The 21,664-nt window shown below is 63.9% G+C and carries 15 protein-coding genes and 1 tRNA gene; 4 read left to right on the plus strand and 12 right to left on the minus strand.

The features are described from left to right. Nucleotides 1-27: 27 nt before the first annotated feature. The 8 genes from CH266_RS18255 to CH266_RS18290 form a co-directional block, all read right to left on the minus strand. Nucleotides 28-1,293, minus strand: coding sequence for a hypothetical protein (locus tag CH266_RS18255; protein ID WP_052053186.1), 1,266 nt, complete (start codon nt 1,291-1,293; stop codon nt 28-30). Beyond that, a complete protein-coding gene (locus CH266_RS18260) occupies nt 1,280-2,389 on the minus strand; it encodes a glycosyltransferase (RefSeq protein WP_032406777.1) in 1,110 nt (369 codons plus the stop codon). The genes CH266_RS18255 and CH266_RS18260 overlap by 14 nt, the downstream gene beginning before the upstream one ends. Next, nucleotides 2,379-3,644 (minus strand): hypothetical protein, encoded by a 1,266-nt coding sequence (locus tag CH266_RS18265; RefSeq protein ID WP_230592963.1) that lies wholly within the window; start codon nt 3,642-3,644, stop codon nt 2,379-2,381. Before CH266_RS18265 ends, CH266_RS18260 begins: the two co-directional genes overlap by 11 nt. Nucleotides 3,645-3,887: 243 nt before the next feature. Then, complete coding sequence (locus CH266_RS18270) at nt 3,888-5,414, minus strand: flippase (RefSeq protein ID WP_032370192.1); 1,527 nt, start codon at nt 5,412-5,414, stop codon at nt 3,888-3,890. Then, nucleotides 5,414-6,466, minus strand: a complete 1,053-nt coding sequence (locus tag CH266_RS18275; protein ID WP_032370193.1) for a glycosyltransferase family 4 protein — start codon at nt 6,464-6,466, stop codon at nt 5,414-5,416. The genes CH266_RS18270 and CH266_RS18275 overlap by 1 nt, the downstream gene beginning before the upstream one ends. Next, entirely contained in the window at nt 6,376-7,749 is a 1,374-nt protein-coding gene (locus CH266_RS18280) for an O-antigen ligase family protein (RefSeq protein ID WP_032370194.1), read from the minus strand. The genes CH266_RS18275 and CH266_RS18280 overlap by 91 nt, the downstream gene beginning before the upstream one ends. A gap of 40 nt (nt 7,750-7,789) precedes the next feature. Further along, nucleotides 7,790-9,268 (minus strand): sugar transferase, encoded by a 1,479-nt coding sequence (locus CH266_RS18285; RefSeq protein ID WP_230592964.1) that lies wholly within the window; start codon nt 9,266-9,268, stop codon nt 7,790-7,792. 154 nt (nt 9,269-9,422) lie between these two features. Beyond that, on the minus strand, nt 9,423-10,130 hold the full coding sequence (locus CH266_RS18290; protein WP_032370195.1) for a GAF domain-containing protein: 708 nt from the start codon (nt 10,128-10,130) through the stop codon (nt 9,423-9,425). Nucleotides 10,131-10,279: 149 nt separating this feature from the next. On the opposite strand from CH266_RS18290, the gene CH266_RS18295 reads away from it, so the two are divergent. Together CH266_RS18295 and CH266_RS18300 are read left to right on the plus strand one after the other, a co-directional pair. Next, nucleotides 10,280-11,389 carry an endo-1,4-beta-xylanase gene (locus tag CH266_RS18295; RefSeq protein WP_032390920.1) on the plus strand — a complete coding sequence of 370 codons (1,110 nt, stop codon included), beginning with the start codon at nt 10,280-10,282 and terminating at the stop codon, nt 11,387-11,389. Between the two features lie 44 nt (nt 11,390-11,433). After that, nucleotides 11,434-12,366: an alpha/beta hydrolase gene (locus CH266_RS18300; RefSeq protein ID WP_094715894.1), complete on the plus strand. Its 933-nt coding sequence runs from the start codon at nt 11,434-11,436 to the stop codon at nt 12,364-12,366. Here CH266_RS18300 and CH266_RS18305 read toward each other — a convergent pair. Further along, on the minus strand, nt 12,360-16,550 hold the full coding sequence (locus tag CH266_RS18305; protein WP_094715895.1) for a bifunctional nitrate reductase/sulfite reductase flavoprotein subunit alpha: 4,191 nt from the start codon (nt 16,548-16,550) through the stop codon (nt 12,360-12,362). The genes CH266_RS18300 and CH266_RS18305 overlap by 7 nt on opposite strands. Before the next feature lie 223 nt (nt 16,551-16,773). Here CH266_RS18305 and CH266_RS18310 point away from each other — a divergent pair, with 223 nt between their 5' ends. Continuing rightward, entirely contained in the window at nt 16,774-17,967 is a 1,194-nt protein-coding gene (locus CH266_RS18310) for a L,D-transpeptidase (protein ID WP_032370364.1), read from the plus strand. 10 nt (nt 17,968-17,977) lie between these two features. Here CH266_RS18310 and CH266_RS18315 read toward each other — a convergent pair whose 3' ends face one another. From CH266_RS18315 to orn, 3 genes are all read right to left on the minus strand, one after another. Next, nucleotides 17,978-18,718: a M23 family metallopeptidase gene (locus CH266_RS18315; RefSeq protein WP_205912818.1), complete on the minus strand. Its 741-nt coding sequence runs from the start codon at nt 18,716-18,718 to the stop codon at nt 17,978-17,980. 330 nt (nt 18,719-19,048) lie between these two features. Continuing rightward, a tRNA-His gene (locus CH266_RS18320) sits at nt 19,049-19,124 on the minus strand. 78 nt (nt 19,125-19,202) lie between these two features. Continuing rightward, nucleotides 19,203-19,814, minus strand: coding sequence for an oligoribonuclease (orn, locus tag CH266_RS18325; RefSeq protein WP_027497616.1), 612 nt, complete (start codon nt 19,812-19,814; stop codon nt 19,203-19,205). 94 nt (nt 19,815-19,908) lie between these two features. Here orn and CH266_RS18330 point away from each other — a divergent pair, with 94 nt between their 5' ends. Beyond that, nucleotides 19,909-21,636, plus strand: coding sequence for a helicase HerA-like domain-containing protein (locus CH266_RS18330; protein WP_094715896.1), 1,728 nt, complete (start codon nt 19,909-19,911; stop codon nt 21,634-21,636). Nucleotides 21,637-21,664: the final 28 nt, after the last annotated feature.

Below are 21,664 nucleotides of genomic sequence, written 5' to 3' on the forward strand. Positions count from 1 at the left end.
CTGTGCGGCAAAGGTGGTTCTGGCGGATCAGTACGCATCGCGGAGCAGTGCCACTGGGTCTTCACACATTCTGCGTAGCGCTGCATCCATGACGGCCACATCGACCATCTTGCTGCAGAACGAGGCCGTATAGGTTCGCCCACCGGCGATTTCGGCGATGAGCATCGTGCAGCCGTCCGGACCGTCCGGTTCGAGCGACGCGGCCATCTGCGGGGGCCTGCCGTCGTCGGCCCAGTCGAGGTGGTCGAACACCCGCACTTTCCCGAGGTCGCTCACGGCCAGCCGCAAGGTCTCGGGTACCTCGACGACCGAATTCTTGTCCTGCGACGGTGCAGACGGCCGAATGCGTGACGCCACATCGCGAAGATGTGACATGCCCAGTACCGCGATGGGCCAGCCGGATTCGATCACCTCACGCATCGATGCGGTGATTCGGACGGGTGTCGTGTCGGCAGGAAGATGCAGTGGGATGCCGACGGCAAAGTTCCCGTGCGCGCCCTGCTGGGCCGGATCGAGATAGCGGCGGCTGTTGAACAACACCATGATGTGCTCGTCGATGTCGACGGATTCCGCTCGTAGCGCCGCGCTCCACAGGGCAATCGAGATCGACGCAGCGGTCGCTCCGGGCAGGTTCTCCGCAGTCCAGTTCTTCAGCTCGTCCACGTCGGCTTTGCTCATGTACCCGGCCCGGCTGACCTTTCCGGCTTCCCAGTTCTCGATCCGACGACGGGGACCGGACCCGCCGTCCGCTGCGCGCCGGTGTCGAGCACGCAGGGACCAGAAGTCCGCCAGCGTCTTCGGATGCCGAGAGTAGTGCCGCCACAGAGCTTTCCAGGTCGTGCTCGGTGGCAAGCCTGCGGCGAGGCCGGGAACCAGTGAGCCGTCGGCATCGTCGCAGAATGCCGCCAACATCAGGACGCCGATCTGGCCGTCCCCGATTCCGTGCGAATAGTCGATGGCGAGGTGATCGTCGAACACGACCACCTCGAGTGGACCGCGAGCACCTTGTCGCGACCGAATGTCGGTGAGCATCTGCCCCAGGTCTTCGGTGCCGCCACTGCTCGTGGTGACATTGTCGCCGGCGATGTTGCTGCGGTAGCGCCACCGTCGAGCATCGGAGCGTGGTTCCAGCGCGATGTGCGGCTCGGCGTCGACGTGTTCGGCGGCGGTGAGCGTTCGACGCGTCCGCTCGATGTCGAGACCGCGGACGGGCCCGACCGCGGTGACTATCCGGGTGTCGGCAAAGACGCGATCCAGTGCAGTCGAGCGATAACTACGCTCAGCGGACGGCATCGACGACCTCCTGCATTCGACTGCGGAAGTTGGCCCGTGAGAAGCCTTCCGCCCATCTACGAATGGCGGCGCGATCATAGTCGGCCGGGTCGAACGAGCGCATGGCCTCGGCGAACCCGGCGATGACGGCCTCGTCGGAGCCCGGCTGTACATGCAAGCCGGTCTCACCGGGAATCACCGAGTCCACGGCACCACCGTCTCCCAGTGCGATGACCGGTGTTCCGGTGGCCATGGACTCGACCGGGACTATGCCGAAATCCTCCACTCCGGGCATCAGCAGGGCGCGCGTCGTGCGGTGCAGTTCGAGAAGCTTCTCGTGCGAAACCCGTCCCAGGAAGATCGTTTTGGGTCCGGCCAGTTCCCGGCAGGCGTTCATTGCACGGCCGTCTCCCGCCACGACGAGGGGAACGTCGGCCTCGGCGGCCGCGCGCACCGCGATGTCAGGACGCTTGTAGGGGACCAGGCGGCCGGCAAGCAGGAAGAAGTCCTCACGCTCGATCGACGGATCCGGCGTGAAACCCTCGGTGTCGACCGGAGGGTGAACCACCACGGCGTCGTCTCGGCCCCACCAGTCATCGATGCGCCGAGCGACCGCTGTCGAATTGGCCACCACGGTCGTCAGTTTCGGTGCGGCGGCGATCTCGCATCGACGGGCAACGGCCGACAGTGCCGTCAGTATCGCAGCTCCGGCTCTGCCGCCGCCTTCACCTGCGCGAAGTTCGGGATCCCAGGCCCATCGTGCGGGACTGTGCACGTAGGCGATCACGGGGGAGTCGGTGGCGAACACGGCCTGAGTCGCGAAGGCATGATGGCTCACCACGACGGCGTCGTAACCGCGCAATGGCATCCGACGAAAGGCCAACGGCATCATCGGAAGAACGGGTGCGTACGACCGTTGGCCCAATGCGTTGTACACCCGATTGAGGGCGGACGTGTGCGGCGCGCGGCTGATTCCGGACGGAACCCCGGACGGGCGGGAGATCGGTGCGAACACTTCCGCAGCGGGCCAGTGCAAGGCCAGCTGTTCGATGACGTGCTCGGATCCTGCGATCTCCGTGAATCTTTCGTGTACGACGGCAATTCTGTCAGCTGGCATGGCGTTGGCCTTCCGGCGCGATCGTCTGCGCGGTCTGTTCTGCTCGTCGGGTCGAGTTCTTGTTCTGCAATACCAGGTGTACGGGAATGTCGAAGTCGTCGAGCCGTCGCAGCGCCGCAGTTGCTGCCTTCTTGTCCCGTCCACGCTTCGACACCAGCACGACGACGGTCTCGACGTCACCGACGTCGGTGTACTGCCACCACTGCTCCGACAGGCCGAATTCGGCGGTGGCTCGATGGTGGCCGGTGGTCGGTCCGTCGCCGTGCGTCGACTCGAAGACTGCACCGTCGCCGACCAGGACGAGAATCACGCTGTCGCCCTTCGGGGCTGCGTGTCGCGCACTTCTCGATGCCGGTCGGTCGCCACGCTCGAGGGCAGCGATCCGGGAAGCCACGACGGGCGGTACCGTGTCGCCGGTTGCCGGGTCGAAGTGTGCACCGTATTTTCGGGACACCCGACGAGCCCAGGAGCGAGAGGGCTTGCGGCCGAGCCTTCCTCGAAGCAACACGATCAGTTCGGCCGCGACGATGAGTGCAGCCAGAGCTGCGACAAGTGCCTCCGAGACCGGTTTCGGTGAGACCGGAGTTGTGCTCTGCTCTGGTTTCGACAACACGACCAGTCGATCTCCGCTGGCAGCTGCTTCGAGTTCGCTCTGCTGGGTGCGTAGTTGGGCCAGTTCGGACAGTGCCGCAGGCCGACTCGGATCGTCGGCAGGCAGGGCGTCCACCCGAGCCTGTTGCGCGTCGACGGTGGACTGTCCCTCGGCCGTTCGTTCCTGCGAGTCGCGGATCGCGTTGGCGGAGGACGTACTTGCCATCGTCGACACCATCGCCTCGGCCAGTTCCGCGGCGAGTTCGGGAGATCGGGTCGTCACGGTCACTGTCAGCAGCGCGGGTGAGGTGCCAGGAGACAGTTCGACGCTCGAGGCCAGTTGCGACGCGTCCATATCGGCGTCGACCTGTTCCAGGACCTGATCGAGAACGCCGCGATCGGTGGCCAATTCGATGAACGGTGCGCGCATCTGCTCGATGAACGCGTCACCGGGAACGAGCGTTTGGGCAGGTTCGATCTCCGCGACGATCGACGCGGCGTACTGCTTGTCGGTGAGTTCGCTCCTGAGGTAGAACATGCCTGCACCGACCAACACGGCAATGATCACGGCGGGCAGCAATGCCCGGCCGAGTTCGCGCATGTGTCCTGCGAGGTCGATCGGTGGGGGCACGTCGCCCCGGTGTACGGCATCGTGGACGGACATCAACCGCGTACCCTTCCGTCGTCGATGCGAGCGGATGGACCGCTTCGGTGGTTCGTGGAGCCGACAGGCTCGATGATAGCTGGGTGTGGATACAGTCCGCGTAGCCGTGCCGACTGCGAATGGATCTGCATCTCAACGACATTGGAATAGCAGGGGCGGTGGTCGGAAAAGATCGTGAAACCGAACTTCGGCTCCGAAGGCTGCCGCCGGAATCGGGTGATTCGTCTGTTGTGTGTCCGCTTCTCACTGCACGTGCGCACGGTGTCGTCCTTTCTCGGCTGATCCCGGCATCGGTGACTCGACGACTCCGATGGCAACGAACGCGGCGAGCGAGGTCGCGACCAGTAATGCCGCCCCGACGGATACGAGCAGCCACAGGCCGGGGTAGTGCTGTACCAGGAGCCAGCCGCCGACGGTGGCGGCCGCGGTGATCACGACGACGACCGAAAGGGACTGCACCGGAAGTAGTCTGGGGATGGGCATGCTTCGCGCTATCACGATCCACAGCAGGACGAGGGTGGTTCCGATCGTCGCGACCGTGGAGATGGCAGCTCCGTCGTACGACATCCGTGGGATCAGCACGAGGTTCAACCCGATGTTCAGGGCCAGGCCGACCAACGCAACCACGGGGTAGTGACGCTGCATCCCGGCCGAGGCCAGCAGAAAGATGCCCAGCATCACCAACGACATCAGTGCCGCGCCGATGACGAGCAGCCGGGCCGCGTGTGCTCCGTCCACGAATCTGTCGCCATACAAAAGGCCGATCAACGGCTCGGCCGACGGTACGAATGCTGCCACGGCCATTGCACCGAAGACTGCGAACAGCAGTGCGGCCGAACGGGTGCGCGCTCGAAATGCAGTGGTGTCGTGAGGCCACGACGCCACGAGCAGGGTGCTGATCGGTGCCACTGCCGCCAATACGAAGGTGTCGATCATGTCGGAAAATTTGTAGCCGATCGAGTACAGACCGACGGCCTCGAACGTGTCGAGGAGGCTGAGCATCAGCATGTCGATCTTGAGCATGGCAATGGTGAGGGCGAAGCCGATGGCGAGGGGCACGGCCTCCCTCAGGTACGGACCCCAGCGGCGCACCTCGATGTGCCTCGACGGTCGCAACCCCATGGAACGGTTGCCTATGCCGAACCCCTTGGTGATCAGTTTGAACACTTCGTTGACCACAGCCGGCAGCACGAAGATCAGCAGGGTGGGAGCGAGCACGGCCGCCAACACGGTCAAGGCCAACTGGATTGCCTGACCGGCACTTTCGGCCACCGCCACCAGGATCAGCCGGTGACGACTCTGGAAGAGGACGCTCAAGGCGTGGCCCGGTGTGGCGAACACGACCACCAGTCCACCCAGCACCGTCGCGAGGACCACCTCGCTCGGATACTGCAGCAGGAGAACGTATGCCACGGCGAGTACGTAACCCACGAGTCCGAGGGCAGTACGCAGGGCCAGAAACGACGACGCGGTTCGACCGATTTCCTCGGGATCGTCGTCCATCAATTTCGCCAGCACGACGCGTCCGACTCCCAGGTCGGTGACGACGGACATCAGGCCCAGCAGTGCGAAGACGAAGCTGAACTGGCCCCACTCGTCCGCGCCGAGGGACCTCGCGACGACGACACTGCCGACCCAGCCCAGCGCCGCGATGATCACTCTGCTGATCAGAACGGCGATTGTCGCCTTGGCTGCGGCCTTCGGATCCGCTGCGATCGCGCGGTAGTCCGGGGGCTGCTCGGTGCCGTCGAGCGCGAGCTCGTCCGACATCAGACCACGCCCGCGGCTCGATACGCGTCGGCAGTGAGCTCAGCCGTTCGACGCCAACTGATCTCGCGAGAGGCGTCGGCTGCCGCGCCGACGAGGGCTGCGCGTGCATCCGCGTCGAAAGCGATGGGTTTCATCGCGTGCACCCAGTCGTCCACGTTCTCCGATGCGACGAGCACGGCACCGTCGCCGACGACGTCGGGGAGGGCACCGACTGCACTGGCGACGACCGCGCCGCCCGAGGCCATGGCCTCGACGGGTGGGAGCCCGTAGCCCTCGTAGCGAGAGGCGTACGCGGTGACGGTCGCAGCTGCATAGAGGGCAGGCAGGTCCTCGACATCGACGTACCCGAGCCCGCGGGAATTGCGGGGAGCGTGGGGACCGGTCGAGCCGGCTCCGGCCAGCAAACACGGGATACCCAGACTCTCCGCTGCGTCGGCCACCAGCTGAACGTTCTTGCGAGGCTCCACCGTTCCGACCTGCATGACGAAACGGTCCGGTAGGTCGTACTTGGACCGAACAGCGTCCACTCGGCTGTCGGTGGGGACTTCTGCCCACGCTGCGGGGGCCAGGCCGACGACGGTGGCGTCGCGGCCGCTGACGGCCTTGATCCGGTCGGCGGTGAATTGCGAGACAGCGATGAGCAGATCGGCACGGCGCAGAGCTCGCCGCACCAGTCTCTGTTCACCGAGCGCGCGAAATCTACTGGAGGCCGACGGCATGTCGATGACCGAAAGATCGTGCACCGTGGCGACTGTGAAGGCCTTGGTGACAAACGGAAGGTCGACGTCCAGGCCGTGTACGACATCGCACCGGCCGACGGGGAGTGCGCCGAGCACCGCCCGAGCCGCACCGCTGGTGACAGGCCGTTCCATCGCCCGAACCGAGGGTGGCAGCTCGCCGACGGCGTCGCGCTGCACCACCGCGGTGAGATCGGCGTCGGGCAGACGATGCGGTAGCTCGTTCAGGAGCTCGCGAATGTAGGTCTGTACTCCACTTCCGCCGGGCCTGAGGGCGAGCGCCCCGAAGACGATTCGTGTTGCGCTGCTGCGCATCCCACCACTCCTAACAAGAGCCAGAAATAGACATCGATCGGAAAGATCTCGAAATACGTGGAGACCAGACTGGCGAACATGGCAGCGACGATCGATGCGCCGACGCCGAGAGCGAGCGACCCGTCGTCGCCCCGTAGTGCCCGGGACAGGCGTGTGCACCACAGCAACGACGTCACCAACAGTGCCACCACCGCCCAGAGGCCGATCGGCCCCAGTTCGAGCAGGGCCTTCACGTAGTAATTGTCGGGTTGGTAATTGGTCGAGAGTCCAGATTGAGTGAACGCTCGGCCCTCGGCGGTGGAAATGCGGTCTGCGGCAGACCCACTCGATCCCAGACCCGTGCCGAAGGGATGAATCAGGATGCTGGCGATGATATTGGCCCAACCGTCACCGCGTTGACCCAGACTGCTGGACGAGAAGAAGACCGACGTGATCTTGGGTACGAAGGGGACCGTGACGGCGACGGCCAGTGCTGCCAGAGCAAACGGCGCGGCAAGGTATCGAAAACGCACGGCGATCAAGTAGATGACCCCGACCGCGAGTCCGAGAATCGCTCCACGCACGATCGAACTGGACATCGCGACCACCATCATCGGAGACGCGCACAGAAACAACAGGTTTCGCCGACGGCGCGGATCGGCCAAAGCGACCGCACCACCGACGAGCAGCGCCAACATCACGTACAGCCCGAATGGGAACGGCAGGTTGAACGTGCTGAACGTGCGCAGTAGCCCGCCCGATGTTCGGACCTGCGTGCCGTATTCGTAACCCAGCGATACCAGTGCGGCGGGCCCGGCCACCAGTTGAGCGATGCCAACGACAGACGTGAACACACCCATGCCCATCAGAACCGAGACGAGGTGGTCACGGTCCCTGGCGTCGAACGGCGCGAGCCACATGACCACAACCAGCAGAACGTAGAAGAAGGTGACCTTGATACCGAACAGACCGACTATTCCGAACGTGGCGAATGCAGACAGGCTGCCGAACACGACGAACACCGCAGCGGCCGGCCACCACGGCACGAACACCCGAGCAGGCGAGCCGGGAACTTGTCGTGGTCGGCGTAGCCACGCACACAGAACGGTGAAGACGACAAGGCCTTCCTTCCAGCCCGACACGACCCCGGGAAGGGGAACGAGAACCAGAAGTCCGTGCAGTGGAACCAATCCCGCCAACAGCAACACTCCACGTTGTGGGCGGCGGTAGATCGCCGATGCCACCGCGCAGCCGAGCGCGAGGACCAGCGCTGCGCCGAAAGCAAGCGCAACGTACGTGGTCACGGGGTCACCCGAACGTGGCGGTGTTCGGCGTAGACCACGATCAGTCCTCGGCGCGTTTCAGAACGGCGAGCAAGGTGAGAAACAGGATCTTGACATCGAGCCAGATGGACCAGTTCTCGATGTAGTAGTTGTCCCACTCCGCGCGGTCGGCAATGGACGTCTGGCCCCGAAGGCCGTGCACCTGAGCCCATCCCGTCACACCGGCCTTGACCCGGTGCCGTTCACCGTACCGACGGATCTGCATCTCGAACAGGTCCACGTACTCGGGCCGCTCCGGCCGGGGGCCGACCAAGCTCATGTCGCCACGAAGGACATTGAGCAGCTGTGGCAGCTCGTCCAACGAGGTCTGTCGCATGATTTTGCCGATACGCGTTCTCCGGTCGACACCCTCGACGCCACCTGGTGCGTCCCCGGCCTTCCGCTCGAACGCCGCGTCGGATGCCCGTGGAGGCCGCATGGACCGAAACTTCAGGCAGTCGAACGGCAGCCCATCGCGGCCGATTCGTTCCTGCGCGAAAAAGATCGGGCCGGGGGAGCTCAGGCGCACGAGCAGCATCAGCGTCAGGAAGACGGGGGAGAGCAGCAGGAGTCCGATTGCCGTCAGAACTCGATCGAGTACACCCTTCAGGGCGAACTGCCAACCCTTGGGGTTCACGTGCGGCAGCACCATCAGCGGCAGGCCGCCGATGTGCTCGACACGAGTGTTGACGCCGACGGCGTCGTACAGCCTGGGTACCACCCACACTCGCATTCCGAGCCGGTGCGCAGTCCTGATCGCACCGACCAACACTTGGTCTTCGGTCGGAGCGAATGCCACTATCAGCTCCTCCGCACCGGTCCTGCGCGCAACTGCCTCCAAATCGCTGGGCAGTCCCAGGTGCGGCAGATCGGGCAGCTCGCCTCCCGATGAGACGTCGGCGACGGGGATTTCTCCTACGTAACCGACCGGAACAAGACCGTACTCAGGAAATTGTCTTGTGCGAGAGACGAGTTGATGCGCGATCGGGTCGTTGCCGAGCACGATGGTCGGTGCTGCCGATCCGAATTTGGTGCGAATCACGCGCTGGACGACGATGCGTACGAGCCGGACGATCGCAATCGTGAATGCGCTGAGCAGCCACAGTCGCAACACGACCGCGCTGGGCCGGTACTCGGTGTCGGCCAGGAACATCACGACCATCAACGCGAGCGCAGCGAATGCAACAGCCGTTTCGGCAGGCCCGATCTCGTCGAGAAAGTTGCGACGAAGGCTGCGCCTGTACATCGACTTGCCCGCCATGATTCCGATGAGCAGCGGGAGGAAGAGCCATGGCAGCCAGCCGGTGTCGACGAGACTGCCCGAATACCACAGCAGCGCTCCGGTAACTGCGACCGCGGCACCGAACACGTCGACCGCAACATTGACGGCGGTGTTCAGCGGATCGACCCGTAGTCGGTCCGCGAGTGTGCGACGGGCTACGACGACGTCGGGCTCGGCAGCCCGCGGGCGAGCGTGGGGTGATTCCAGTGTTTCGGGCACGGCTTCTTCCGGTGGTTAGTTTCGAATGAGGTCGGTCCTGAATATCCCAATTAATGTATACCGCCACGAAAGTGGACACCCGGTCGACTTCACGAAAAAAACTCGAAGTCGGTTGTAGGTCGAAAATGCTAATACTTGTCGGGGAAAGCGCCCCTTATTCGAAAACTCGCTCGCGAATAATCCAGGCCAAGTCCTGCAGTATCTGAACGTGGCCGGTGGTCCACTGCCGCGGCTGTCGATCCCACACGCACAGGGTTCCGACGGAATGGCCGTCATCGTCGGTGAGCGGAACTCCGAGGTAGGAAACAAACAGGTTGCTCTGGACCGACGGATGATCCTTGAGGGCGTCGTTGAGTCTCGCGTCTTCCACCACCAGCGGCTGGCCTAGATCGATCGCATAACGGCAGATGGACGCTTCGAGAGGAACCTCTTGCGCGCCACCGAGTTCCGACGGCAGTCCGAGTGCACTCTTGAAGTACTGACGCTTGTCGTCGAGAAGCGAGAATGCGGCAGACGGAGCGCTCAATGCATCGGCGACCATCGCGACGATCCGGTCGTAGCCGGAGTCGGATCCGGTGTCCATCAACCCTGTCCGAGTCACTGCTGCCAGCCTCTCGGGGTCGTCGATCGGCGTACCGAATGCCCGCGTCACCTCGGCCGGTTCGACGCCCTTCTCCGAAGCGGCCTGCAAAGCCCGCAGCAACGCACCCACGTCGGAATCCTGATCGTCGGACAGTTCGCGAACGAGGCGATCGACGACAGCTCGTCGAATGAATTCATCGGTCCCGAGGCCGGATTTCTCCGCCTGCCGGGCGAGTAACTCGTTGAGACGCTCGTCGAAACCGGGAAATCCTGTTGTCATTGGGCATATGGTAGTACAGGCAATGTCTTCCTACCGATGACTGCGGGGTCGAATTCTGCTCGATCGCGAATCGCTGCCGTAATTGCCACAAAGCGTATGACAATCCGTTTCGGCGAAGATCGCCTACCGGTGTTGCTATCATCCCGCGGATGAAAGCAAATGCTCCTCTGCGGGTGATGGCCGTTCTTGCGGCTCTGGTGTTGCCGTTCGCTGCGACGCCGGCAGTGGGTGCAGCTCCCGTCGTGCGGGCTCAGGCCGGTCCGGTGAACTGTGGCGGGCAGTCCGACGCCATCCGGATCGGAGTCTCGCCGGGCGCGTCGATAGGTAGCCTCTCCCCAGCAGATCTGGATCGCGAACTGACGCTTGCCAAAGCCGCGGGAGCCTTCGCGGTTCGTCTCGACATCGATTGGTCCGCAATCGAATCGACACGGGGCGCTTTCGATTGGAGTCGAACGGACCGAGTGATCGATGCCGTCGTGGCCCACGGGATGTGCCCGCACGGGATCATCGCCTACACCCCCAGATGGGCGCGAGTAGCTGCCGCGGTCAACGATTCTCACTCCCGTCCTGCAAACCCGTCCACTTACGCGGCTTTCGCCAAGACGGTGGTTCAGCGGTACCAGAACCGCATCAAGATCTGGGAAGTATGGAACGAGCCGAACATCGTGACGTTCTTCAAGCCCGTTCCCGACGTCACGGCGTACTCGGCGCTGCTTCGAGCGGCCTACACGGCGATCAAACAGGTGCAGCCCGGTTCGACCGTGCTCGTCGGTGGGATGGCACCGTCCGAGGACACGAACGGCAACATCGCGGGCACGTCGTTCCTGTCGAAGATGTACGCGCAAGGATCCAACAAGTACTTCGACGCCTTCAACGTGCATCCCTACACGTGGCCGTACCTACCCAACGACCCCAGCACAGCGTCATGGAACACCGCCATGAAGATGTGGTCGATGCGAGACACCATGGTTGCCGGCGGTGACAGTGGCAAACAGATCTGGATCACCGAATTCGGCGCACCGACCGGGACCAACCCCAACAGCGTCAGCGAGCAGGTGCAATCGGACAGCATCGGGATCGTTCTCGACGCCGTCCTCGGCAACGATTGGCTCGGACCGGCTTACGTCTACAGTCTCCGAGACGCCGGGTCCGACACGGCCGACACCGAACAGAACTTCGGCTTGGTTCGCAGAGACTGGACCCCCAAGAACGCCTACGGTCGCGTCGATGCCTACGCCGCGGAACATTCGGCACCGTAGAACGATCGATTCCGCTGCCGGTGTTCGTGGGCTATGGTTCGCCCATGAATTCGCAGCCGGGGGGCGCGGTCCCTGATCGTAAGGACATCACGTTCGACTCGAACGGCGTCGACTGTGCGGCGTGGCTGTACCTGCCCGACAGCACCGAGCCGGCCCCGGTGATCGTCGTGGCGCACGGTCTCGGCGGAACCCGGGGAATGCGACTCGACGCCTACGCAGAACGATTTCGCGCCGAGGGCTACGCGTGCCTGGTGTTCGACTATCGGTACTTCGGAGACAGTGGCGGGCGACCGCGACAATTGCTCGATATCGAGTCCCAGTTGCAGGACTGGGCGGCAGCGATCGCGTGCGCCCGGGGTCGGCAGGACGTGGACGGTTCGCGAATCGTGTTGTGGGGCTCGTCGTTCGGCGGTGGCCACGTCATCGTCGCGGCAGCACGGGATCAGCGTGTCGCCGCGGTGGTCGCGCAGTGTCCGTTCACCGACGGCATTGCCTCCGGGCTCGCTTCGAACACATGGACCTCGGTCAAACTGTCCGTGCGGGCTGTGTGCGATCTGCTGGGATCGGTGATCGGGCGGCCGCCGGTGATGGTGGCGACCGCCGGACGACCGGGGACTACCGCATTGATGACGTCACCCGACAGTTACGACGGGTACCTCGCGCTCGCTCCGGACTCCGACGAGTCGTTCCACAATCGGGTTGCCGCCCGCTTCGCGCTGCAGATCGTGCGCCATCGGCCCGGACGTCGAGCGAAGGACGCCCGCTGCCCGATACTCTTCGTCGTCTGCAACACGGATTCTGTGGCACCGGCGAAGGCCACCCTGCGATACGCCCGGACAGCCCCGCTCGGCGAGATCGAAACCTACGACGCAGGCCATTTCGACATCTATCTCGGTGCTGACTTCGAGCAGGTGGTCGCAGACCAAATCGCCTTCCTCCTGCGCACTGTCCCGCCGCTGGTGGCTGCGGATCAGTAGACGTCGCGCACGTACCGCTTCTCCGCAGCGAGAGCCTTGACGTACGCCTCGGCGCTGCTCGGGGCCAGTTTCCCGTGCTGTGCGACCACGCCTTTCAGGGCCGCATCCACGTCTTTGGCCATTCTCGACGCGTCGCCACAGACATAGAAGTGGGCACCTCGGTGAATCCAGTTCCACAGCTCGCTGCCGTGTTCACGCATGCGATCCTGCACGTAGACCTTGTCCTTCTGATCCCGGGAAAAGGCGACGTCGAGACGGTCGAGCGACCCGTCGCTCAGCATCGCGGTGAGTTCGTCGCGGTAGTAGAAGTCGGTGTCCGCGTGCTGTTCGCCGAAGAAGAGCCAGTTCGGGCCGGTGTGCCCGAGCGCGCGCCGCTCGTGCAGGAACGCCCGGAACGGTGCAATGCCGGTGCCGGGACCGACCATGATCATCGGCGTGGCGGGATCCTCGGGCGGTTTGAAATGGGTCGATTTCTGTACGAATATCCCGATGTCATGGTTGGCGGCATGGTCGGCCAGATACGTCGAGCACACCCCGCGTCGAGCGACACCGTGCACGTTGTATCGCACAGCCGAGACGGTCACCTGCACCTCCTCTGGATTCTCCTTCGGGCTCGACGAGATGGAATACAGACGCGGCTGCAACGGCTTGAGAACGCCGAGCCAATCGTCCACCGACGCGCGAACCGGATGTGCGGCAAGTACATCGATCGATTGCCGTCCCCACATCCAGTCGGCGAGCGTGTGTCTGTTGTCCGGATGCAACATGGCCTCGAGGTCGTCGTCCGCGGTACGCCGGTGTACGAACTTCAACAGATCCGGTGTGGCACGGGCGATCTCGAGGTGCCGACCCAACGCCGTACGGAGCGGCATTTCACCGTGCTCGGCCAGTTCGACGACGGCGTCACCGTCGAGTCCGGTGGCACTGAGCCACTCCTGCACGTACTGGTCACTGTTGCGAGGCCAGACCCCGAGTGCGTCACCCACCTCGTATTCGAGGGTGCCCGCAGGAAGGTGGAATCCGAGTTGACGGACGTCCTTGAGCGATCCGCGTGCGGTGAGCGCTCGATTCCGAACGAGAGTGGTCACGAAGGGCGACTTCTTGCTGTACCGCGGTCCTACGTCAGCGGCCGCAGGCCGACGTGCGGGTGCCCCAGGCTCGGCCGGCGCGTTGGCGGGGTCGGACGTTGGCGAGTCACCTGCCAGCAGCGCGCTCACCGAGTCGAGCCACTCGGCGGCCTCGTTCTCGTAGTCGGGCTCGAGGTCGACCCTGCCGAGTAGTCGCCGCGCACCGAGTTGCTCGAGGCGTTCGTCGATCTTGCGGCCGTGCCCGCAGAAGTCTGCGTAACTCGAGTCGCCGAACGCCAGCACGGCGTAACGGATTCCGTCCAGTGCGGGTACCGAATCGGTTGTCAGGCTCTCCCAGAAGGTTGCGCCGTTGTCGGGTGCTTCGCCGTCCCCGGTGGTACTGCTGACGATCAACACGTCGGCCTCGGCCGGTAGTCGGTCTGCGGTGAACGAGTCCATGGAGTGTTCGGTGACGGCAGACCCAGCAGCTCGCAGATGAGAAACACTGGACTGGGCGAACTCCTCGGCAGTTCCCGTCTGCGAGGCCCACAGCAGGAGCAGTGGTCTGCCCGCTGCCGACGAGGTGTCCCCGGCGGTTGCTTCGGTGCCCGGCGAGGGAGTGCGCGAGAACAGGCCTGCGAGAACACCGTCGAGCCACGCGTGCGTCTCGGGAGTCAGCGGGGTCCGTTCGGGCAACGTGGGGATTCCCGGCGCGGAGCGACCTGCGTCGGTCCGAAGTCCCTCCAGCAGGCCGGCCATGTAACTTTGCTCGATGACGGTGAAAGGTTTTGCGGGTCGGCTCGGGCGGCCGACCAACACGGCGAGAGCGTCGACCGGATCGTGCACGTCCTCGGACGTATCGGGCGAATCCGATTGAGCAGCAGATACTTTCGTCAGCGACACGGCGCAGGCCTTGAATTCGGGTTGCTGCGAGTAGGGATCGACGGCGTCATTGGTCACCGCGTTGATCGCCAGGGATTCGCCGAACTCGTCGCTCCAGTGGAACGGCGCGAAGCAGCCTCCGGGTAACACTCGGTCGGTAACGACAACGGGCAGTGCTGCACGGCCTCGACGCGACGACAGTTCGACGGTATCGCCGTCGGACAGATCGAGCCGGCCCGCATCGGTCGGGTGTATTTCCACGAACGGGCCGGGGTTCAGTTTGTTCAGCTTCGCGACTTTGCCGGTCTTGGTCATGGTGTGCCACTGATGGGGGAGTCGCCCTGTGTTGAGCAGGAACGGATAGTCGTCGTCCGGCATTTCGGCCGGTGCCATGGCGGGTCGGGCGAGAAACTGCGCTCGACCGCTCGCGGTGGGGAACGACAGGGCAGGAATCGAGCCGTCCTCCGACACCCGCAGGGTTTGGCTCACTCCGTCGTTGAGGTACCGGATGGGGTGTCTGGTGGTAGTCGACCCGGGCGGGCACGGCCACTGAATCGAACCATCGCGGAGCCCGTCGTAGGTGACGCCGCGAATGTCGTAACCGGTGGCGGGGTTCGAGAACTGCTTGATCTCCTCGAAGATCTCTTCGGCGCTGGAGTACGTGAACGACTCGGAATAGCCGAGAGCGCAGGCCATGTCGGCGATGATCTTCCAGTCGGGGAGTGCTCCGCCGGGTGCTTCGACAGCCGGCTGGAACAGCGTGAGGTTCCGCTCGGAGTTGACCATGACACCATGGGCCTCGGTCCACAGCGCGGCGGGCAGCATGACATCGGCGTATCGGTTGGTCTCGGTGTCGGCGAAGGCGTCTTGGGTGATCACCAGTTCGGCACGTTCGAGACCGTCGATCACGGTTGTTCGATTGGCGACGGACGCAACAGGATTGGTGCAGATGATCCAGCAAGCTTTGATGTCGCCCGCAGCCAACTTCGAGAACATCTCGATGGTTCCACCACCGACGTCGGTGCGCAGTGTTCCGGGCGGGATTTTCCAGGCCTGCTCGACGAAGGCGCGGTCGGTGTCGTTGGTGACCGCCCGTTGGCCCGGCAGTCCGGGGCCCATGTATCCCATTTCCCGGCCACCCATCGCGTTCGGCTGACCGGTCAACGAGAAGGGGCCGCTTCCGGTCCGGCAGATAGCACCCGTTGCCAGGTGGAGATTGCACAGTGCGTTGGTGTTCCAGGTGCCGTGGGTGGACTGATTGAGTCCCATCGTCCAACAGCTCATCCAGTTCTCTGCAGTCCCGATCATCTCCGCTGCGGCACGCAGATCTTCCTCGGCGAGACCGGTTGCAGCGCAGACCTTCTCAGGGGTGTAGTCGCGAAGAAACTCCGGCATCGCGTCCCAGCCGTCGGTGAACTGGGCGATGAAGTCAGGGTCTGTGTTTCCGCTGTCGACGATCAGAGCCAGCAGGCCGTTGAGCAGCGCCAGATCGGATCCCGGTTCGAGCATGAGGTGCAGGTGCGCCTTGTCGGCGGTGGCGGTGCGCCGCGGATCGACCACGATCAGTTTCGCACCGGCCTTGACCCGGTCCATCATTCGCAGAAACAGGATGGGGTGGCAGTCGGCCATGTTGGAGCCGATTACGAGGAACACGTCGGCGTTGTCGAAGTCTTCGTACGACCCCGGCGGACCGTCGGCTCCGAGTGACTGCTTGTAGCCGGTCCCCGCGCTGGCCATGCACAATCGTGAGTTGGATTCGATCTGATTGGTACCGATGAACCCTTTGGCCAGTTTGTTCGACAGGTACTGAGCCTCGATCGACATCTGCCCCGATACGTACAGCGCAACGGAATCGGGTCCGTGTTCGTCGAGGATCGTGCGGAGCCTGCGGGCAGTATCGGTGATGGCCACCGAGGTGTCCGTACTCTCCGGCCGGTCACCGCGCCGGTGGCGAATCCGAGCCTTGTCGAGGCGGCCCGGCGCGGCAAGCATGTCTGCGGTGGTGCTTCCCTTGGTGCACAGTCGGCCGAAGTTCGCCGGGTGGGTCTTGTCGCCGACCGACTTGGTGACCGTGGGCCCGGTCGGCAGCGTCGACCGGGAGCTCGACTGGGACTTCGCCGCCGACGGCCCACCGACCTCGAGCACCATGCCGCATCCCACGCCGCAGTATGCGCAGAGCGTCTTCACCGTGGTGACCATGGCTTCCACAGTGCCCGGTGCAGTGTGCGCGGCCATTACACATCGGTTAGCCGGATATGACGTTGTCCTCACCGGGCGTCGAACGAGGCGGTGATGTGCGTTCGCGGCACCGCTCTGTGTGGCAGGGAGGTAACACCAACTTTCTGCAGTGCGATTGGTACTCGAACGTTATTCGTCGAACGGGCTGTCGAGTGGAATGTGTGGATTCTGCGCTGGCAGAATCGTCCGGGTCGGGCTCGAAGTGGGAAGTGGTGTGTTCATGAGGGTGTCTCGAGGATTCGTTCTCGCCGCGGTGGGAGTTGTCGCTTCGGTGGCGGTGCTGTCCGGGTGCAGCTCGCAGACGGACATCTCCGAACCCTCCGTTCCGATCGATTCCAACCCGATGACCGAATTGATGAAACCGAAGCTGACCGCGAGCGTGCTCGACGGAGCAGTCGGATTCTCACCGGCGGACCCGGTGACCGTCTCGGTTGCCGACGGCAAGTTGTCCTCGGTCACCATGCTCAACCCCGACGGCGAGCCGGTATCGGGAGCCATTGCTCCGGACGGGCTGTCGTGGACCAACACCGAACCCCTCGGCTACAACCGCGAGTATCGAGTGCAGGCCGATGCGTACGGACTCGGAGGATCGTCGAGCACGGTGTCGAGCTTCACCACCAGCCAGCCGGGCAATTTCACCAAGCCCTACGTTCTGCCGAACCCGGGCGACGTGGTGGGTATCGGGCAGCCTGTCGCGGTCCAGTTCGACGAGGCGATCACCGACAAGCTTGCTGCCCAGAATGCGATCACGGTCACCACGACGCCGGCCGTGGAAGGTGCGTTCTACTGGGTGAACAACAAAGAGGTTCGCTGGCGACCGCAGAACTACTGGGCACCGGGCACCAAGGTCGACGTGGCCGTCAACGTGTACGGGCGTGATCTCGGTGACGACATCTACGGCCAGGAGAATGCGACGACGTCGTTCACGATCGGCGACGCGGTCATTGCCACTGCGGACGACAACACCAAGCAGGTGACGTTCAACGTCAACGGCCAGGATGTCATCACGATGCCGACGTCGATGGGCAAGGACTCCACCCCGACGGACAACGGCGTCTACATCATCGGTGATCGATTCGAGCATCTCGTCATGGATTCGTCGACCTACGGTGTGCCGGTCAATTCGTCCACCGGGTACCGGACTCCGGTCGACTGGGCGACGCGAATGTCCTACAGCGGCATCTTCTTTCATTCCGCACCGTGGTCGGTGGGGCAGCAGGGCTACTCCAACGCCTCGCACGGGTGTCTGAACCTCAGTCCGACCAACGCCAAGTGGGTCTACGACAACACCAAACGCGGTGACATCGTCGTGGTGAAGAACACGGTCGGTGGAACGTTGTCGGGCACCGATGGCCTCGGCGACTGGAACATTCCGTGGGACGAGTGGAAAGCGGGCAACGCCACCACTGTCTGATCGGTGTCGATCAGCTTCGATCGCGGGTCTGGTAGAGCGACGGGTCGATCCCGAGTGTCTTCAGGTACGCGACCGGTTCGATGCTCGAGCCGTTGTTGCGGACCTCGAAGTGCAGATGCGGTCCCGTCGAATTTCCGGTGCTGCCGACCGCACCGAGGACATCTCCCGGTGCCACCTCGTCACCGACCGACACGGCGAGGCTGGACTGATGGCCGTAGTAGGTCTCGGTGTTTCCGCTCTTCACCCGAACGAGCTTGCCGTAGCCGTCGCCCGCGTCTCCGGCCTGAACGACGGTTCCGCCGGTGACCGCGTGGATCGGGGTTCCGCTGTCGGCAGCCAGGTCCACGCCCTGGTGGTACTGAGCACCGTTCCCGGTCGGATTGTTGCGTCCGCCGTAACCCGAAGTGATGCGGTATTTGCCAGCGTCGATCGGGAGCACGGCACCGCCGAGCCCCACCGTGGGCGGTGCACTCGGAAGTTCGATCTCGGGTACATCCGCGGGAGTTGCGGTATCCGGCACCGACAGCACGTCGCCGTCGAGAACGATCGCCGCGACCTGATTGATGAGCACACCGGTGGCGTCGAGCACCGCGGCGAGTATTGCGGCCCGCTGCTGCGCATCGGGCTGGGGGATCGGGATCTGAGGTAATTCGATCGTGGGTTGAGCGGTGGCCACCGCTGGGCTGAGCAAGCCGGTTGTGCCGATGCACAGTGCTGCCGACAAGATCGAACCCGCTATGACTCTGTGCATTCTGCGACCCACGAAAAAGCCTCCTCGTCTCTGCCCGCCGTGCACCCGTCGGATGGGTGCGAGCTGGGCGTCGAGCATGTTCGGTGACGCTTCGGGGCACGCTGAACTCACGTAGCAGAAAACACATGAATCACGTTGGTACTTTTCTTCCCCAAAAGTGCCATTGGTAACCGTACGTCACAGAAACCCCATAAGAAACTCGAAAAGTGAATTACAACAACGTAATTCGAGGTCAGGGTGGGTACGCACCGTCCGCTCGAACACCCTGGCGAACGGTGGAGTGAATGCACAAAAAAGGCCGGTCTCGCGAGGAGACCGGCCTTCTTCGTATGGGGTGAGCGACGGGACTCGAACCCGCGACATCCAGGATCACAACCTGGTGCTCTACCAGCTGAACTACGCCCACCATTGCACGCGTCCGCAGAACCTTTTCGGGCTCTGCATCAGCAGCGTCGACAATACTAGCGGGTTGAATCCGAGGTTGCTAATCCGCCCCCGATTGCGTGTCGAGTTCGGCAACAACTGCTGCGATGTCGCTGGTAGAGGGCCCCGGCGGAGCCACGAAGGCCGTCCGGCGGTAGTACTGCAACTCTTTGATCGACTCCTTGATGTCCGCGAGGGCGCGGTGCGCAAGGCCCTTGGCCGGCTGCCCGTAGTAGATCCGTGGGTACCACCTTCGGGAAAGTTCCTTGATCGAGCTGACGTCGATCATTCGGTAGTGGAGGTAGGTGTCGAGCGCGGTCATGTCGCGAGAGATGAATCCACGATCGGTCCCGATCGAGTTTCCCGCGAGCGGAACCGTTCCGGCCACCGGGACGTGCTCCTTGATGTACGCGAGCACGCGCTGCTCGGCTTCCTCCAGGCTCACCGTCGACGCGCGCACCTCGTCGGTCAAGCCCGACTTGGCATGCATGTCGGTGACGACGGCCGGCATGTTCGCCAACGCATCGTCGTCGGCGTGGATGACGATGTCGACACCCTCCCCGAGGATGTTGAGCTCACTGTCGGTCACCAACGCCGCGATTTCGATCAGCTTGTCCTTGCTCAGGTCCAAGCCGGTCATTTCACAGTCGATCCACACGAGTTTGTCCTGCACTCGCTCCACAGTAGTGCGCGCACCACAGCCACTAGGGTTTGCGGTGGCGATCGACCCCGTTCACTTCAGCGCACGTTCACGAAAGGATGCGGACATGACAGGCGACCCGACGCAGCCGGCACCCACGCTCAGCCCTGCCGAGAAGGCGAAGGCGGCCAAAGCGGCGGCCGTGGAAGCCGCACGGGTGGCTGCCGAAGCTTTGGCTGCGGCCGACGCCGCCGAGGCCGAGGCGCGTGCCGCAGAGCAAGGGTCGGCACCGGCGGTGCAGGGTAAAGCAAGCGAGATCGCCGCCGGATACACATCGGCAGGTGCGGCATTGGAACTGGGAACCGTCGTTCTGGACGGTGTCACCGACCCCGCTGCCCGCATTCGTATTCCGTTGGCGACGTTGAACAGGCACGGTCTCGTTGCCGGGGCCACCGGAACCGGCAAGACCAAGACGCTTCAGGGGATAGCCGAACAGCTCTCTGCCGCAGGGGTTCCCGTCATCATGGCCGACGTCAAAGGAGATCTCTCGGGCTTGTCCGCGCCGGGCGAAGACAACGACAAGATCCGCAGCCGCGCTGCGGACACCGGCCTGACGGACTGGGCTCCCGCCGGACACCCGGTGGAATTTCTCTCGCTCGGCACCGAGGGGATCGGGGTGCCGGTGCGGGCCACGATCACCGCGTTCGGACCGATTTTGCTCAGCAAAGTGTTGGGGCTCAACAACACTCAAGAGTCGACCCTGGGGCTGATCTTCCACTGGGCCGATTCCCAGGGACTTGCCTTGCTCGATCTCAAGGACCTGCGGTCGGTAATCATGCATCTGACGAGTGACGAAGGCAAGGCCGACCTGAAAGGCATCGGCGGTGTGTCGTCGGCGACCGCCGGAGTCATCCTGCGTGCCTTGGCCAATCTCGAGGCCGACGGCGGCGACACCTTCTTCGGCGAACCGGAACTCGAGACCGAGGACCTGCTCCGCGTCGGACCCGACGGACGAGGCGTCATCACCCTGTTCGAGCTCGGCGCTCAGGCGTCACGTCCGGTGATGTTCTCCACCTTCCTGATGTGGGTGCTCGCCGACCTGTTCCAGACGTTGCCCGAGGTGGGCGATGTCGACAAACCCAAGCTCGTGTTCATCTTCGACGAGGCGCATCTGCTCTTCGCCGACGCGTCGAAAGCCTTTCTGCAGCAGGTGGAACAGACCGTCAAGCTCATTCGCTCGAAGGGCGTCGGCGTCTTCTTCTGCACGCAGCTGCCCACCGACGTCCCCAACGACGTTCTCTCCCAACTGGGTGCGCGAATCCAGCATGCTCTGCGCGCCTTCACTCCCGACGACCAGAAAGCACTGAACAAGACGGTGCGCACCTACCCCAAGACCGACGCGTACGACCTCGAGAAGGCACTGACGTCGTTGGGAACCGGCGAGGCGATCGTGACGGTGCTCTCTGAGAAGGGGGCTCCGACGCCCGTGGCGTGGACGAAGATTCGTCCGCCCCGGTCCCTGATGGACACCATCGGCAACGACGCCATCGCGGCCGCCGCGTCGTCGAGCACCCTGTCCGCCAAGTACCGCGAGACGATCGATCGCGAGTCGGCCTACGAGCGGATGAACGCTCGCGTGACCGACGTGCCCGCTCCGGCAGAGAAGTTCGATATCCCACCGCTGCCCGCCGATCTGCCGGATCTACCCCCGAGCGAGCCGGACGGGCCGTCGGCCGCGGAGCGCATCATGGGCAACCCAGCGGTCAAGAGCTTCCTTCGATCGGCTGCCTCGGCCGCCGGGCGGGAAATCTCGCGCAGCATCTTCGGAACCGGACGACGGCGTCGGCGGCGCTGAGCCTGCTCAGTCGGGAGAGGAGCCCGCA

It is taken from the genome of Rhodococcus sp. 06-1474-1B, from assembly GCF_002258885.1.
Lineage (GTDB): Bacteria > Actinomycetota > Actinomycetes > Mycobacteriales > Mycobacteriaceae > Rhodococcoides > Rhodococcoides fascians.

What these genes read in the sequence shown, in the direction of transcription:
- CH266_RS18255 (WP_052053186.1), bottom strand. Translation starts at nt 1,293, where the DNA reads ATGCCGTCCGCTGAGCGTAGTTATCGCTCGACTGCACTGGATCGCGTC.
- CH266_RS18260 (WP_032406777.1), bottom strand. Translation starts at nt 2,389, where the DNA reads ATGCCAGCTGACAGAATTGCCGTCGTACACGAAAGATTCACGGAGATC.
- CH266_RS18265 (WP_230592963.1), bottom strand. Translation starts at nt 3,644, where the DNA reads ATGTCCGTCCACGATGCCGTACACCGGGGCGACGTGCCCCCACCGATC.
- CH266_RS18270 (WP_032370192.1), bottom strand. Translation starts at nt 5,414, where the DNA reads ATGTCGGACGAGCTCGCGCTCGACGGCACCGAGCAGCCCCCGGACTAC.
- CH266_RS18275 (WP_032370193.1), bottom strand. Translation starts at nt 6,466, where the DNA reads ATGCGCAGCAGCGCAACACGAATCGTCTTCGGGGCGCTCGCCCTCAGG.
- CH266_RS18290 (WP_032370195.1), bottom strand. Translation starts at nt 10,130, where the DNA reads ATGACAACAGGATTTCCCGGTTTCGACGAGCGTCTCAACGAGTTACTC.
- CH266_RS18295 (WP_032390920.1), top strand. Translation starts at nt 10,280, where the DNA reads ATGAAAGCAAATGCTCCTCTGCGGGTGATGGCCGTTCTTGCGGCTCTG.
- CH266_RS18300 (WP_094715894.1), top strand. Translation starts at nt 11,434, where the DNA reads ATGAATTCGCAGCCGGGGGGCGCGGTCCCTGATCGTAAGGACATCACG.
- CH266_RS18305 (WP_094715895.1), bottom strand. Translation starts at nt 16,550, where the DNA reads ATGGCCGCGCACACTGCACCGGGCACTGTGGAAGCCATGGTCACCACG.
- CH266_RS18310 (WP_032370364.1), top strand. Translation starts at nt 16,774, where the DNA reads ATGAGGGTGTCTCGAGGATTCGTTCTCGCCGCGGTGGGAGTTGTCGCT.
- CH266_RS18315 (WP_205912818.1), bottom strand. Translation starts at nt 18,718, where the DNA reads ATGCACAGAGTCATAGCGGGTTCGATCTTGTCGGCAGCACTGTGCATC.
- CH266_RS18330 (WP_094715896.1), top strand. Translation starts at nt 19,909, where the DNA reads ATGACAGGCGACCCGACGCAGCCGGCACCCACGCTCAGCCCTGCCGAG.